This window comes from Vibrio sp. 10N.286.51.E5, from assembly GCF_041469125.1.
Taxonomy (GTDB): Bacteria; Pseudomonadota; Gammaproteobacteria; order Enterobacterales; family Vibrionaceae; genus Vibrio; species Vibrio crassostreae_C.
On record NZ_JBFRJZ010000049.1, the window covers coordinates 21,572 to 37,640 of the forward strand.

12 protein-coding genes are annotated in these 16,069 nt (G+C 43.5%); 6 read left to right on the forward strand and 6 right to left on the reverse strand.

All coding sequences use genetic code 11. From position 1 onward, the window contains the following. Positions 1-138 precede the first annotated feature (138 nt). The 5 genes from AB4161_RS17395 (at position 139) to AB4161_RS17415 (ending at position 5,677) form a co-directional block, all read left to right on the forward strand. Positions 139-327: a hypothetical protein gene (locus AB4161_RS17395; RefSeq protein ID WP_017059812.1), complete on the forward strand. Its 189-nt coding sequence runs from the start codon at positions 139-141 to the stop codon at positions 325-327. A 175-nt stretch (positions 328-502) separates the two neighbouring features. Then, positions 503-1,243, forward strand: coding sequence for a DUF1223 domain-containing protein (locus tag AB4161_RS17400; protein ID WP_136978574.1), 741 nt, complete (start codon positions 503-505; stop codon positions 1,241-1,243). Between the two features lie 201 nt (positions 1,244-1,444). Beyond that, positions 1,445-2,734 (forward strand): DEAD/DEAH box helicase, encoded by a 1,290-nt coding sequence (locus tag AB4161_RS17405; protein ID WP_017059810.1) that lies wholly within the window; start codon positions 1,445-1,447, stop codon positions 2,732-2,734. 231 nt (positions 2,735-2,965) lie between these two features. Continuing rightward, the gene (locus tag AB4161_RS17410; RefSeq protein WP_102319724.1) at positions 2,966-4,684 is read left to right on the forward strand and encodes an autotransporter assembly complex family protein; all 1,719 of its coding nucleotides are present in this window, start codon (positions 2,966-2,968) and stop codon (positions 4,682-4,684) included. A gap of 228 nt (positions 4,685-4,912) precedes the next feature. Next, positions 4,913-5,677: an aspartate/glutamate racemase family protein gene (locus tag AB4161_RS17415; RefSeq protein ID WP_017070494.1), complete on the forward strand. Its 765-nt coding sequence runs from the start codon at positions 4,913-4,915 to the stop codon at positions 5,675-5,677. Between the two features lie 101 nt (positions 5,678-5,778). On the opposite strand, the gene AB4161_RS17420 is transcribed toward AB4161_RS17415, so the two are convergent. The 6 genes from AB4161_RS17420 to AB4161_RS17445 all read right to left on the reverse strand — a co-directional run bounded on the left by AB4161_RS17420 (position 5,779) and on the right by AB4161_RS17445 (position 14,108). Further along, positions 5,779-7,236, reverse strand: coding sequence for a phospholipase D family protein (locus tag AB4161_RS17420; RefSeq protein ID WP_372083718.1), 1,458 nt, complete (start codon positions 7,234-7,236; stop codon positions 5,779-5,781). Positions 7,237-7,320: 84 nt separating this feature from the next. Then, on the reverse strand, positions 7,321-9,417 hold the full coding sequence (locus tag AB4161_RS17425; protein ID WP_372083719.1) for a carboxylesterase family protein: 2,097 nt from the start codon (positions 9,415-9,417) through the stop codon (positions 7,321-7,323). Between the two features lie 252 nt (positions 9,418-9,669). Further along, on the reverse strand, positions 9,670-11,328 hold the full coding sequence (locus AB4161_RS17430) for a hypothetical protein (RefSeq protein ID WP_372083720.1): 1,659 nt from the start codon (positions 11,326-11,328) through the stop codon (positions 9,670-9,672). A gap of 325 nt (positions 11,329-11,653) precedes the next feature. Then, positions 11,654-13,009, reverse strand: a complete 1,356-nt coding sequence (locus AB4161_RS17435) for an FUSC family protein (RefSeq protein ID WP_102393242.1) — start codon at positions 13,007-13,009, stop codon at positions 11,654-11,656. A 9-nt stretch (positions 13,010-13,018) separates the two neighbouring features. Beyond that, on the reverse strand, positions 13,019-13,885 hold the full coding sequence (locus AB4161_RS17440; RefSeq protein WP_017059803.1) for an HlyD family secretion protein: 867 nt from the start codon (positions 13,883-13,885) through the stop codon (positions 13,019-13,021). Positions 13,886-13,895: 10 nt separating this feature from the next. After that, positions 13,896-14,108, reverse strand: a complete 213-nt coding sequence (locus AB4161_RS17445) for a DUF1656 domain-containing protein (RefSeq protein ID WP_017059802.1) — start codon at positions 14,106-14,108, stop codon at positions 13,896-13,898. 471 nt (positions 14,109-14,579) lie between these two features. Here AB4161_RS17445 and aspT point away from each other — a divergent pair. Then, the coding region (gene aspT, locus AB4161_RS17450) for an aspartate-alanine antiporter (protein WP_372083721.1) at positions 14,580-16,069 on the forward strand (1,490 nt) is incomplete at its 3' end.

The following is a 16,069-nucleotide window of genomic DNA, read 5'->3' on the forward strand; positions in this document are numbered from 1 at the left end:
GTGGCATTGTTAATGGTTTGTTTTATTAGAAAAACTAATCCCAAAATCTAATTTTAGTCATTTTTTAACCTGCAAAAGATCACCTATTATTCTTGTCATCAGAACGAAACACATTAATAAATTTATAGAGAGGCAATCATGGCTCAAGCAGTACAAATGAATACTATCGCTGTTCCTAACTCTATGGATAAGAAAACCTACTCGGTTAACTTCAAAGGATTGATTGCACACATTTTCGATATTCTTTTCGTAGACAACTCTCCACGTAGTTACTACGCAAGCGACCTATCTGGTCACATGCAACGCGATATCGGTATTAACCGTTAATCTCAGCGTTAACATGTAAATATAGAATTTTAAGAAAACGCCAGCCTCTAAAGCTGGCGTTTTTGTATCTGAAATAAACTCAATCTCTTCGTAAACTAAGCACCTGAAAGAAAAACCTAGGCATAACGGTCTGTATTTGAGCGTCATTCAATTCGCTTTGTACAAGGATCTCGGTATGTCACACGCCAAACGCAATTCATCATTGATTAAACTTTGTTTATTTGCCTTACCGATCGGCTTCTATTCCTCAGTGTCGCTTGCACAAACCTGGAGTAATGAAGGCCAGCCCGCACAGGTTATCGAGCTCTTCACCTCTGAAGGTTGTTCAAGTTGTCCACCTGCTGATCAGTACCTCAGTACTTTTGAAGACCATCCAAAACTTTGGACACAAGTTATTCCGCTTGCCTATCACGTCGATTATTGGGATTACTTAGGTTGGGGCGACAAGTTCGCGAGTAAGGCGTTTAGTCAGAAGCAACGCTTGTACAAAGCTTATGGAGTAACAAGTGGGGTTTACACACCCGGCTTTGTTGTCGATGGAAAAGAGTGGCGCGGTTACTTTAACTGGTTAGACAGAACGTTACCTTCTCTTAAACAACAAAATAACCCTAAGCTAACGGTCAACCATAAAGGCGATACGTTCAGCGTAAGTTACGAAGGCAAAGGGGATTATGTTGCTCATATAGCTTTGCTGGCGATGAACGAAGTCACAAGTGTAAAAGCTGGTGAAAACAGAGGTAAGAAGTTAGAGCATGATTTTGTCGTAGTGTACGATGGCTACCAACGTGGTGAATCTGAGTGGCAATTCAATGTGGACTTTGATCCGCTAGTCGCTTCGCCCGATGCCGTAGCTGTCTGGTTAACCGCACCTAATTCGTACGCACCTGAACAGACGGTAGCAGGGTGGCTGAACTAACTGCAACCCACGACAATTGTGTAGCTGGAATACTCTTAGACGAAGTTGGTACGGCGAGTATCGAGGTTCTCACATCGATAACTTCGCTTCTGACGGATATTAATCAGTGAAATAGAAGCGAAAGGGCGATTTAGTTACGTAATACTGCTGAAATACGTTAATATAGCGCGCTATTATTTTAGCTTTGAGTTCCTGCAATTAATGACTAACACCACTACACCAACCAACTTCTCTGATCTTGGCTTAATCTCTCCTTTGATGGCTCGTTTATCTGAGCTTGAATACCAACAGCCAACGCCTATCCAAGCGCAAGTTATTCCAAGTGTGTTAGCAGGACGCGACCTAATTGCAGGTGCAAATACGGGTTCAGGTAAAACTGCAGCATTTGCACTGCCGCTGTTACAAAAGATTCATGAAGATGCCCCTCTGGACCGTCGTTCAGGCAAAGGTAACTTTGTTTCTGGCCTTATCTTGGTTCCTACTCGTGAACTTGCTAAGCAAGTGGCTGACAGCGTTAAATCTTACGCTGTGCATTTCAATGGCGCGATTAAAACGGTTTGTGTGTTTGGTGGTGTATCGGTAAACACTCAAATGCAGGCGCTACGTGGCGGCACTGATATCTTGGTGGCAACACCGGGTCGTCTGCTTGACCTTATTTCAAGCAACGCTATCAAGTTAGACAAAGTGAAAACGTTAGTGCTTGATGAAGCTGACCGAATGCTAAGCCTAGGTTTTACCGAAGAACTTGATGCAATCTTGAAGCTCTTGCCGAGCAAAAAACAAACCTTGTTGTTCTCTGCAACTTTCCCAGAGCAAGTTAAAACGCTGACTCACGAACTTCTAAGCGATCCAATTGAAGTTCAACTTCAAAGTGCCAATGCGAGCACACTGGTTCAACGTGTATTCGAAGTAGAAAAAGGTCGCAAGACAGCGTTACTCGCACACCTAATTCAACAACATGAATGGCGCCAAGCTCTGATCTTCGTTAATGCGAAGAACAGCTGTGAGCACCTAGCAGACAAGCTTTACAAGCGCGGTATCATCGCAGAAGTATTCCACGGCGATAAAGGGCAAGGTTCACGTACTCGTATCCTAGAAGATTTCAAATCTGGCGAGATTGACGTTCTGATCGCGACAGACATTGCGGCACGTGGTCTGGATATTGAGAAGCTTCCAGTGGTAATCAACTTTGACTTACCGCGTAGCCCGTCAGACTACATGCACCGTATCGGCCGAAGTGGTCGTGCAGGTGAAGTTGGTCTTGCGTTATCTCTGATCGATCACGAAGATTACCACCACTTCAAAATCATCGAGAAGAAGAACAAGATTCGTCTTGAGCGTGAGCAAATTGAAGGCTTTGAAGTGGATGAAGAAGCGACAGCTGAACTGATCGCAGCACTAAAACCTGTTGCGCCACCGGCCGGTACTGGCAAGAAGAAAAAGAAGAAGAAAGCTCCAAAAAACCAAGATGTGTGGCTGAACAACAACTGATCTTGAGTCAGCAAGCCATATAAATCAGCAAGCCATATAAATCAATAAGTAATAGACATTCAAAAGGTGCTTAATTGCGCCTTTTTTGTGTCTGTAGGGCTGGGATTTGAGTCGTTAATAAACGACTGTTGCAGTGTTAAACAACCCGATAAGCCGTTCGAAGGATAGCGTCCTCCATAAGAGATTCGGCGATTTAACGCTTTGCTCATAACCTGTTCGGGTTTTGAGCAATTGGGTAACCGCGTGAAGACCTCGATTAAACAATTAGTGCTGGCCACTTCATTTTTCCTGTTTACCCAACACTCTTCTAGTGCTGCTGAATTTGAGGTTAAAGGGGTTAATAAAACTCTCACCGAAAATGTAGAATTATATTTAGAACCTTTAGCCGATGTTCCTGCATCACAGCTATCGAAAACGAAGCTATCTAAACGTATTCAAGATGCACTCAACCCTTATGGTTATTATCACCCACAGCTCGATATCGACCTCAATGATTCTGATAACGTGATCATTAACATCGATTCTGGTCCTGTCATGCGCATCGCAGAATCGATAGTAAAAATAACAGGTGAAGCTAGCCTAGATGCGGAGTTCATCAATATACTCAATCAAAGCAAGTTAGGCTCAGGTTTAACTTTGTCTCACCAAGAATATGACCAAACTAAGCGTGCGATTTTCTCTTTAGCAAAGCGGAAAGGTTATTTTGACGGCAGGTTTATCGAGTCAAAGATTGAAGTTATTCCTAGCGAGAACATCGCGAATATACACTTGTATTTTGCAAGTGGTCCACGCTACAAGTTCGGTTCTATAAGTATTCCTGATGATGGGGTTGACCCTACTCGTATCGAGAAAATACCCACCTTTAAAAAAGGTGATGACTTTGACACCATCAAGTTAGGTGAACTGCAATCTGATTTGTCAGACACTCAATGGTTTCGAAGTGTCATCGTACATGGTGACTTTGACAAACTTGATGACAACCTAGAAGTTCCAATTGAAATCATTGCCGAGCCAAGTTCTCGAAATATCGTGCAGGTCGGTGGCGGCTATTCTACAGATCTCGGTTTACGCGCCTCTCTCAGTTGGTCAAAGCCTTGGTATAACCGGAGAGGCCACAGCTTTGAAACACAGACATATTTGTCTGAACAGGAGCAATCACTTCAGTTGGGGTACAAAATCCCCACAGAGAAAGTCACAACGGATTACTTTGGTATTCAGTTTGAATCGAAACGAATTGATCACCGAGACACCAATAGCTTTACAAACGATCTTAAGTTCGAACGTTACTGGCAATTAGACAGTGATTGGCAAAGCACCATTTATGTCAAATACTTGCACGAACAGTACCGTCAGGCGTCTGAGGAAGAGCAATCGCAATTACTGTTACCTGGCATCAGTTTTTCTCAGGTTGATCGTAAAAATGATCAGTTGGAGCTCAATCATCGACACATCTATTCTGTCGAGTATTCTGACCCTAGTCTGTTCTCTGACTCAAGGCTGTTGCGGTTGGAAGGAAACAGTGTCCTTTCATGGGATATTAGTGACAGGCAGAAGCTCCATTTCCGCTCCAACGTAGGCATCAACATTGCCAAATCATTATCTGATGTGCCGTCGTCACTGCGGTATTTTGCTGGTGGCGATGGAAACCTGCGAGGTTATGGTTACGAATCTATCTCCCCTAGAGACGAGAATGGTGAACTAACGGGGGCACGTTATATGTTAACTGCTGGGCTCGAATATCAGCATCAAGTCTATCGTTCAATTTGGTTGGGCGCATTTCTTGATGTGGGTGATGCATTTGATCAACAAGCGGATTGGAAGCGTGGGACGGGCGTGAGTTTGATTTGGAACTCACAGTTAATGCCAGTTAAGCTCGATTTTGCTTACGGCTTAGATGCGCCTGAAGGCGACGAATTTCGTATTCATTTTTCCTTGGGTACTCAATTCTGATTTTTGTACGCTGTTTATGCACTCGCGAGGATGCGAACCATCTAATAGGATTCAAGTAAATCGAAAGAGCGTAATAACCTTTGTGCTTTAGCAAACACAAAGGTAAAAACAATGAAAAAGCTACGATTCGGTGTATTTGGTAATATGGGCCCTGAAGCAGATGCTCTGTTCCAAGATATCGTCGCCAAGAAAGAAACTGAACACGGCGCACTTAAAGACTAAGACCACATGGCCATGATAGTGGTGAAAAACTCAGATATCCCCGATCGATCTGAAGTGATTAACGAAGGCGGTACCGATCCTGTGCCTGAACTGATTGAGTCAGCGTGCATTTTAGAACATGCCAATGTTCAGTTTGGCGTAATGACCTGTAACACCGCTCATTACTTTAGACCTGAGGTTCAAAAGCACACCAACGTTTATATCGTCGACATGCTTCAAACCACCGTTGATCAAATCAAAGAGCAGAACTCTGAATCTGTTGTTGGTATTTTATGTACCAACGGCACATACAATTCGGGAATCTATGATCGTTACCTAACGGACGCGAATCTGGTGTTCGTTAAGCCAGATTCCTTTGAGCAAGAGCATAACGTGCATAGTGCTATCTATGGTGAAGTAACCGGTGAGATGACAGAGTGTGGACAAGCAATCCGAGAAACCAACGGGATCAAAGCGGGCGAGTTTGAGCGTAATGCCGCACTGCTTGCTGTAGCGATTCAATCCATCGTAGAGAAGGGCGTTGATACGGTTATTTGGGGATGCACGGAACTTCCTTTGGTTAGAAAGCAACTTGAAACGGCATTTCCAACAGTCACTTTTATTGATCCTATGGAAGCGGTAGCTGAGCGTGTCGTTGATATTTACCGTCTCGCTGAGCAATATGTGGAGCGTGGACATGTGGATTACAACATTAATGATGTTAATTCGATCTTCACAACGCTTGATATGGTGAACTACGTAGCCCAAAGAGCGATGACCTACCGTCTATAAGCTCAGATACGTGTATTTGAAACATGAGAAAGCCGCGAATTACGCGGCTTTTTTACATTTGGACTGGAGAAAATTAAAAATTAAGATTCGAAGCTGAACACTTAAAGCTCTAACTCGCCATTCATTTTTCGAAATAACCAATCAGGTACCTTGTTCCATGAACTGTAGTTCGGGTTCTTAGTATGGATTTGTTCCTCTGAAGCCCAGATGGTGTCACCTGATTGTTCTCGCGACACAGCCCAGAACAACTCCTCTTTCTGACGTGTTAAGTAGTGTGTCACTTGCTTCGCAAACTCTTCACTGTCAACCAACACTCCAAACTCAACGTTGAGAAAGTCTGATCTTGGATCGAAGTTAGAAGAGCCAATATAGGTGACACGCTCATCTAAAATTACTGTCTTGTTGTGGTAGTAGGTATCAACATGAAAGTAGTGATCATCATTGATCGCTTGGCTTTTGTACTCATAGATACTTACGCCCTTGTCGAGTAGAGTCTCACGGTGTTTTTCGTAATACGCAGGCACAAAGCCCGAATCATTAGAAGCCGATGAATTCGTCAGTAAGGTGACTTCGGCTTCGCTCTCTCTAAGTGCATCGACGAATACAAACTTGTTATCGCTTGGCACCATATAAGGCGTAGAAATAATAACCTTAGAAGGTGTCGGTACTTTTTGCTTCATCAAGTGTTCAATACGTTGGCGAAAGTAGGGCTTGTTGTCATTGAGTTTCTCCAGTGAGTCAAATACCGGCGTGACAGAGGCTGAAATGAACTTCGGTTGGTTTAAGCTCTTTATCTGCCTTTCGACTTCAGACGTGATCAATGCTTGATTCTTTTCACCTTTGTTCAACGCTTTGGTGAACGCTTGGTATTGCTCTTTCTCTTTGATTTTAATGCGTTCTTGAATTGGCACTACATGCTCACTGTTCCACAACGCTTGGTAGTTTCGGTCGAAAGCAGCAATCACGTCGCCTTTAAACAGCACATCCATATCAAAGAAGTTGGCACTTTCGCTGTAGCCAAAGTAGTCATCACCGATGTTGCGCCCACCGAGGATCATCGATTGGTGATCAACGTTAAAGTATTTCTCATGCAGTCGATTATCTAACTGTTTTTGATGAGTAGAGAAGTTGAGCGCACGACCAATCCAGCCAGCTTTACGTGACTCAAAAGGGTTGAACAGTCGAATCTCAATATTGGCGTGTGAGTCCAACTCCGCAAGCCATTTGTCATTGAATACCAACAAGTCATCCAGTGTGAGGCGCACGGCCACATCGCGGTCAGCGGCGTGTTTCAGCTCGTTTAACAGCATCAGACCCAGAGTGTCGTTTTCCCAAGAGAAGTAAGTCATATCAATCGAGAGTTTTGCTTGGCGAACCAGATCAATGCGGCGCGCAAAGGCTTCAGGCGCACTCGGGATCAAATAGACTTCGGCTTGATGTTCTGTGCTTTGCCAGTTAGCTTCGAAGTCAGGTTCAACATCGGGGTAAGGTTGGGCACATCCTGTGACCAAAGCAATCAACATTATTGTGCATGCTGTTTTTAGTTTGCTAAGTGTCATAACTAACCTGCGTTTAAACATAAAATTTGGATATAGAAACGGCCAGCGAGCTGGCCGTTAAAGTAGGAAGGGTGTTGAATATGTTTAGTTTAGGTACCAGTCCCAAGGCATAAGACCTTGCTCTGTTAGACCCGTTAAGCGACCTTCACGAAGCTTAGGATCAACACCTGGGTTTGTGACATAGTCCCAGTCGAAGGTAGTGCTGTTGTCGCTGAATCCTGCACCATCAATGACAAGCACATTGTCGGTAGCATCGCTGTACTGGTAGCTCTGGAACAATTCATCGCTAAACCAAAGACGCGACATTTCGTTCATAAGGGCTTTATCTTTGCTTGATGGATTTACTTCGCTTCCATCAAAACGTACAGCTTTGTTGAACATAAATGGCAGTTCTGAACCGTTACATGCACCGCTGATGCAACCAATCGTTTTGAATAGATCAATGATTGACAGTTGGTCGTATTCGCCCGTTTCTTCATTTAGACCTGTTTTATAGTTCCACATGTTAAAGCTTGGTTTGTGCTCAAAGTGGTATAGCGTTGCTTCTACTCCGCTGTTTGCTGCCATGTGACGAGCTGGACCATTGAACAAGGTGTCATTTAGCAAGGTTTTAAATTGCTTCATGTTGTCAAGAGCGCCACCAAAGCTAGATTCTGAGTTAGGGTAGAAATCAGTTAGAGCCAGAATATCTTGGGTTTGCTGGTGGCTAGTGATCTCAACAATGTCGACCAAGCAACCTACGGTACCCGCAATATCGTTGGTATCAATGCATCCAGTCATTTCAAGTAGATCACCTTCTAGCTTGGCACCATAAAATAAGCCCGTTACTGCGCTGTACGCACTGCTTGGCAATACAAGATCTGCTGAAACTTCATCACTTGCTTGCTCAGATAGTTTTTGTTTCAGAAGAACGATGTTGTTTTCATCTTCTAACCAGTTAACCATAGCTAGAGCTAGCTTTGTTGGATCTTCGTTAGTAAGCAGTTCAGGTTCATCATTTGTTAATAACTCGATGACCGTCGGGATTAAGAACGTAGCGCTAAATAGCATGCCAAAGCTGTTCGCTTCATGTGCATTTTCACCTAGGACAGTTGGTACTGATAAGCCTGCTTGCGTTGGTGATTTTGCTGATTCTCTACAGCTACCAAGGAAAGTTTCTTCACACAATATGTAAGGAGCATAAGGCATCAGGTTTGACATTGGCGTCTCATCTGCGGCTGGGCTCAGAATTGGGATTTGCAAAGAACCTAACAACCAATTTTTTAGCTGTTCAATACCATCCAAAGCTGTTTCTTGCGACGCCATGATCTCGTCGACCGAAGTGTCTGCATCGAAGTTATTGTTGCGGCTCTTAGCAACGTCATAACTTGGATACTCGAACCCATAAGGGTTGCTTTGCATGATTGCACGTTGGAAATATTGACCTGCGATATCGTCATCTTGCTGCAAGAAACCAATAGACATAGCACCAGAGCCTTGACCCATAACGGTTACGTTTTGAGCATTACCACCGAAGTCAGCGATATTGTTATGTACCCACTCTAAGGCGCGCTTCTGGTCACCTAGGCCATAGTTGCCATCTTCGTTCGCGCCTTTAATCCATTGAGTACCTAACTGACCAAGACGGTAGTTAAAGCTTACATAGATGAAAGGCTTACCATCGTCGCTTCCTTGAGCAACCACGGTATCACCGTGCACAAGTGCTTCAGAACCTGAGCCATATTCAAAGTCACCACCGTGAATGAATACATAAACCGGTAGGTCTGCATCAGCATCTACGCCTACTGGGCGCCAAATGTTAAGGTTCAAACAGTCTTCAGATTGTGTCTGTGAAACGGTCTTCAATTGAGGACATGCATCACCAAACGTAGTCGCATCAATGTCACTCCCAAGATCAACCATTTCACTGTGCTCAAAACGCTCTGCATCGGCAAATTTAATGCCTTTAAAAGACTCAACTGAAGCCAGTTTGTCGTCTTCGGTATTCGACGTAATAACCAGCTCTTCTTTGGTCGCTTTGATACTTGCGTCGCCGATTTGAATAGTAAAGGTTTCCGCAGGGGCAGGTACGAGAGGTTCAGGTTTGTCTGGCATTGGAACCGTTGGTTCAACGTCTGTGTCACAACCAGCAAGAGCGGCCGCAATAGCGAGCGCGATGAGAGAACGATATGCAATAGTCATAAAAAAGGTGTCCACAATAAAATTTGGTAAAGTAACGAACAGCGCATCGATACCGTCAAACCTGTCCTTCCATCAGGTGATTCGCTCCATCATTGGTGCGTTTGACGTGGTTGTTTATTTCACTTGCTCTCTGTTGAAAACAAGGGGGGCGCAATGTCGTTGGTATGATGTCGGCGCAAGTAAACGTGAGATTTACACCGATATCAGAGTTCAATGAGCTAAGAGCTTATTAGGTCTAGAAGATCAAACGTTCTAGAAGCGATAGCCAAGGTTCAATGTCACAGCCGAACGAGTTTCACCTTTGTTGTACAACACGGTCATGTTGTAATGCTTGCCAATCTGTTTGTTGACTCCGGTTAAAAATGCCCACTGGTTAATGTCGACACCAACGTCGTAATCAAACTCAATATCGTCTGTCTTTACAGTACCTTGCATACGTGAATCTAAACCTTGGTATTCAGCACCAACGAAGAATTGAGCGCGATAATCAACTAATTGGTAGCCCAACATTGGCTGAATCGTGACAATGCCGTCACCCCAATCATCCATCCCTTTCAGACGGGTTTGTGAATAGGTGCCGGTCAGTGATGCAAAGAACTCTTTGTAACCAACAGATAGTGTTGTACCCACACCGCGTAAGTCATATTCGAGATGCAGTGGTACATTTAAACGCCCACTGTTACACAGTGCTGATACGCCCTCGCACAGTTTGTCACCTAGACCAGGTAGTTTGTTATTGAGTTTATCTTGTAGATATTCTCCCGCAGCGCCGGTGTAAGAGGCATCAACATTCGCGTCAACGTTTACCTTTCCTACATATCCGAATACATTCCAGAACGGCAGAATATTCACATCACCACGTATTGAAAGACTTTCTGCTTTAACCGTTGCAACGCTATCTTCAGGGTCGAACAGGTCATTCAAGCGCACACCGCCAATCACGTAATCGGTCATAGGAAGGTTCATGTCTTGATTGCGATAAGCAACTGAAACACCGAATGGTAATGGCAAATCGATACCTTGACGACGCACCATGTCACCCATTAAAGGGAATACTCGATCTAACTTAACACTCGCTTCTTGCATACGAGGATCTGAAACTTCTTTTAGACGCTCTTCATGCAGGACATTAACGCCGTTGTCGTCTTCATAAATTGCGACGGGTTCAGTTACAGCGCTCATGGTCATCGGTTTCGTTTTAGACGTACCCTCGATGTTAGTTGTCTTACGTTCAATAACGACTTTACCAGAGTCTAACGTTTGGAAATCAATCACTTGGTAATAGGTATCGACTTTTGACTTACCAAGATTAAATGGCTTGTCGTTGGTGATTACCATGCGTTTTGGTGTGCCGCCTACAAGTTCAATATCAACATTCAAGAAACGGAAATAGGCGATGTCTTGTGGTAAGCCGTATTTCGAATAGTTGAAGCTAATGGTCACGTCGCCGTTGTCTTTTTCATTGACTTTCACTGACGATGGATCGAAGCTTTCTGCATAATTTCTTAGTCGATACTCAGTGCGCGTAAACTCTTCAATTTCATCGATCAGTTTTTCGTTTTCATCCAGCTCTTGCGGGTTGTATTTGACGCGCAGGTCGATGTTGCCTTTGCTGTCTGTGTTTTTTATCAGATAGACGCTTGAGTCACGAACCTCATCGCCAATTTGTATGGTTCGATGTGCGTGTTCAACTAGGTGTTCGCCCTGTACGAGCGAACTGATTGCTAGCTTTGGTAAATCATGACTGATGCCATATTTGTCAAATAGTGCTCGACCTTTTTCCATAACTTCGCTGTAAGTATTGGTTTCTGCCGCAGACGCAAAATTGGGGGTGGTAAGTAATAGGGCGCTCGCTAACACAGAAAGAGTATGGGTCTTACAGGCGCTGGTGCGTATTTCAAAAAAACTCATGACGGTTCCCACGCTGAGTAGCCTCAAACCTTCGAGACTCAAACAGTCGATGTAATACTGAACGTCGTGTTCAGTTGTTATATATTTATCCGTTAGGATTGCTAGTGTGAATGTCGCGACTAAAAATGCATTGCGTCAATCAATGAGAGGATTTTAAGAGGAGGTGGCAGATCGCGTTAATCGCTTTTGATGGACGCTATCCTCACTTAGTAATAATTAGCGTTAATCAATTGATTTATAATGATTTTCAATAGATAAAAAACGGCCTGTGAAGTAAAAATACTTGGCAGACCGTTTTGTTGTGAGTTGTTAAGCGCATTTAGTTCTAAGCAGTTACCCTCACTCTAAATAGATCAGTAAACAACTTCGCTATCATCAGAATAATCAAAATGTTTACGAGCATCAAAAGTGGCGTTTCAATTCCATAAACAGGTGTGAGGTTGAGCGCACCAGATGTGAGAACAACTAATAAGTTAATACCCAATATTCGGTGTACCATGAGCTTAGGTGTCGCGAACACTTTCCATATCACCATAATGTTAAGGAAGTAGAATAGTCCCAGCTCCCATAGTTCTGTCATTAATGGCATCACAAAGATGTATTGCAACAGAACCACCGACCCTGTACCCAACACACCATAAAAAGCGTCCTTAATAACGCTTGGTGGCATGGGCGGCACCATAGAAGAGAATACACCGGCTAACATAGGAAATATGAAACCACCTGGAACTGGAAGATAAATCCAAATCAACAGCGATGTGATAAACATCGACACGCCTTGCAGCACTTTGCGCCCATCTTCATTCAAATGTTCAACAAACGTGCGATGTGCATGATGCCAAGATACGTCTTTATGATCACCTGTGACATTGAGTTCACCCTCAACAAGAGATTGTTCTGGTGTTAATACATCGAACGTCTTCAAGTTGTGAGTAAGAACTGCCCATTGGATATCTAAGTCTGATTCGCTGTTACTTTGTTTGAGTAATGTATCTTGGATATGTGCCATTTCATCGATACGCAAGCGCCATGTTTGGATGTTCTCTTTAAGGTGGTAGCTTCCGGTCAGTGGCAGATCTAAAAGTTGATACAGCTTATCAATATTCGCGGTGTTGCTTTCAAGTGCGGCAATGTCGATGTTGTCTGTTTTTTCCATCGCATCTAACAACGCTTGTTTACTGGTTTCGAAACGTTGTACAAAGTTGAGTTCAGTATTCACAGGCCACACGATGCGATACACAATAGAGAACACAACAACACCTAATAGTGTTTCTTGAAGTCTAAGTACAGCAAAGTGAAAGGTGGTTTGGTTATCAAACCCGCCCAGACAAGCAACAATCGAACACACGGTAAATCCTATTGAAAAGATGTAGCCGTATTTCTCGTCACTAGACATGAAAATACAAGTGCCTAAGAACACGGTAAGAAATGTTAGAAACAAAAATCGATCTTGTGAAAACATCGCAATGAGGAAAAAGGCATAACCGGTCCCTAACAAGGTTCCCATTAACCGGTTATGGCCTTTGTTTATTGAATGGGCGAAGCTCTCGTTCAATGCCATCACTGCGACGGCTATCGCAGCCCAATACGGTTTTTCCCAACCAAACCACAACGCTAGGCAGATTGCGATAACGATAGAGAGTGCGACTTTAATCGCGTCTTTAGTCGATGCAGTGAACATAAGAATCACCTAGCTATTTTTGATTATTTTGATCGAGGCAGTCATACCAACACGCAGTTGTACGTCTTCTGGTATTTTGTCTAACTTCACTTTGATAGGGATGCGTTGAGCTAGGCGTATCCATTGGAAGTTTGGATTCACGTTTGGCAATAAATCATTACCTGTGCTGCCGTCTTGCTTCGCGATACCAAAACCAATACTTTTGATATGTCCTTCTAGCTGAACATTGTTGTGCATCATTAAGGTCACATAAGCAGTGTCCTGAGCATCGACACCGACTAAATCAGTCTCTTTGAAATAACCTTCAATCCAGAAGCTATCTTCATCAATTAGCGCAACCACAGGTGAATTCGCGACAACTTGAGAGCCAACACGTAGGTTCAGATTGGTGATATAGCCGTTAGTAGGCGCATATACCTTGGTGTACTCAAGGTTGAGATGTGCTTCTTCTACGTTCGCTTTTGCCAGTTCGACATTTGCGGCGCTGGTTTCTACCGCGTTGTTCAAGTTGTTTAGTGTCAGCACGGGCACGGCACCGGGCGTTCTTTTCTCTAAATTCAACGCGCGTTGCTCTTCGTTTTTGGCTTTGGCGAGTAGGGCAAATGCTTGTTTTTGAGTCGCAAGTGCTTTTCTGTAGGTCGCCTTGTAAATACTCGGATCGATCTCAAAAAGAAGATCGCCTTTTTTTACCTTCGAGTTGTCTTCGACATGCACTTCAATGACTTGACCCGTGACTCGAGGTGTAATCGAGACGATATAAGCGCTGACTTGTCCGTCTCTGGTCCATGGGTTACTTGAGTACGACTGGTAATAGCTATAAACCACAGTTCCCGCAGCAGCCAATAATAAAAGTGTGATGAGATAACGTTTGATCACAGTAAGTGCCTCAAAAAATGGTAATAAAATGGCCGATAGCGCCAGTAAAAATCACGATCAAGCTCAGTTCTGCTATTGCAGGAAAGGCGACGTACTTATGAAGGCCAAACCGTGTCGCGATTGACCCTGTTAGCATTGTCAGTATGTAAGCCAGTGCGATAACCAATAACAGCGGTGGGAAGTAGACTTCATCCCACACAAGCTCATGCGGCATGGTATTCATGGTTCTGTTCTCTATTTGTTTGATGAATGCAACGGTAACGGAGTTCGATTTATTGTGATAATCGCTTATAGAGGATCGTACCCATCAAAATCCAACTTTATTCGGTGATTATGCCAACTGCCTCTTTGTTGAGAGCCGTAAGCCAGTAAAACAACGGTAGGTAGGTTGTCGTTCTTGAAGTGGAAACACTTAATTGAAATTGATTTCGAAAATCATCTACTTTTGCCGGTTTAAGATAAATCTATTTAAAACAATCACTTAAGATGTAAATTGCACTTCAAAAACTATGCGAACAGTTAAAGTGATGATTTGATCCATCAAATGGGATTACATAATAAAACCTTTTGTTCTTAATATTCGGTTCGAAGCAACGAGATGCTTTATTTATTTTGAATAATCCAACAAATATCATTATTAAGTTATTCGTTAGATTATTTACTCCTTATATTTAGTAACAAGAGTAAATTTGTCATGGACATTATTTCTAATCTGTTTGACATGGCACCATTTGTCGCATTATTTATTACACTCTCATTGGGTTATATGGTTGGTAAAATTACTATCGGCCGATTTGTTTTAGGCGGTGTGGCCGGAACATTATTAATGGGCGTAATTATTGGGCAATTTGGTGTTCAGATTGATCCCGGCGTAAAAAGTATTTTCTTTGCGCTCTTTATTTATGCTGTGGGTTATCAAGGCGGCGCACAATTCTTTAAAGCGCTTAACTTTAGAACCATCAACATTCTGTTGTCTGCGGTTGTTATGACGGTTTCAGGCTTATTGTGTGTACTTGCCGCTGCGTGGTTGTTTGACTTAGATAGAGGTACTGCTGCGGGCCTAGCTGCCGGTGGTTTAACTCAGTCTGCGATCATTGGTACTGCAGGCGATGCGATCGCCCGTTTGGGTGGCTTGACTGAAGAAGCTAAGCACCTAATGCAAACGAATGTTGCTGTTGGTTACGCTGTAACTTACATCTTCGGTTCTCTAGGTCCAATCCTAATGGTGACATGGGTATTCCCAACACTAATGAAATGGGATATCCGCGCTGAAGCAATCAAAATGGCAGAAGCGAACTCAGATGGTAATGCAGAGCTTGGTGCTGGTGAATTCAATGCGATGACAAAACTTGAGACTCGCGCTTTTGAAATCAAAGCAGAGAGCAAAGTGAATGGTTTGACACTAGCCCAAATCAATCAAGATTCAATAGACGCATGCATCGAAGTTATCGAGCGTGATGGCAAAGCGATTGAAGCAGACAAATTTACTAAGCTTCAACAAGGCGATGTTCTGGTTATCACAGGTACTCGTAAAGCCATTGGTCAGTTGAAAGGTGACTCTGTTGGCTCTGAAGTTGTGCTTCCAGAAGAGTACGAAGTCATTGAAGAGAACCGTCAGCTTATCGCAGACAACAAACAACTGATTGGCCGTACACTAGGTCAAATCAAATCAGAAGCGAACAAAGGCACTTACCGTGGTGTTTATGTGACTGACTACCTTCGCGAAGGTGTATCAATCCCAGTTCACGCTGACCTTGTTGTTAAGAAAAATGATGTTATTCAATTAACTGGCTCACCAAGCGATATTAATCGTGTTCAAGGTACAATCGGTAAGCCAATGAACTCAGCAACAATGACTGACTTCATTGTACTAGGCATGGGTATGGTATTGGGTCTTTTGATTGGCCTAATCAACTTCAAAATTGCAGGTATTCCGGTCACTATCGGCTCTGGTGCAGGCTGTCTAGTGTCAGGTCTGATTGTTGGTTGGTTACGCAGCCGTAACCCACATGTGGCGCAATTCCCAGAATCAGCAGCAAGCTTTATTCGCGACTTCGGTCTAGCAGCATTCGTGGGTATCGTTGGTCTTGAGGCTGGCCCTCAAGCGGTAGACACCATCAAAGAACACGGTATGAGCCTACTATTCTTGGGTGTTGCGGTAACCATCATTCCACAGATTATTTC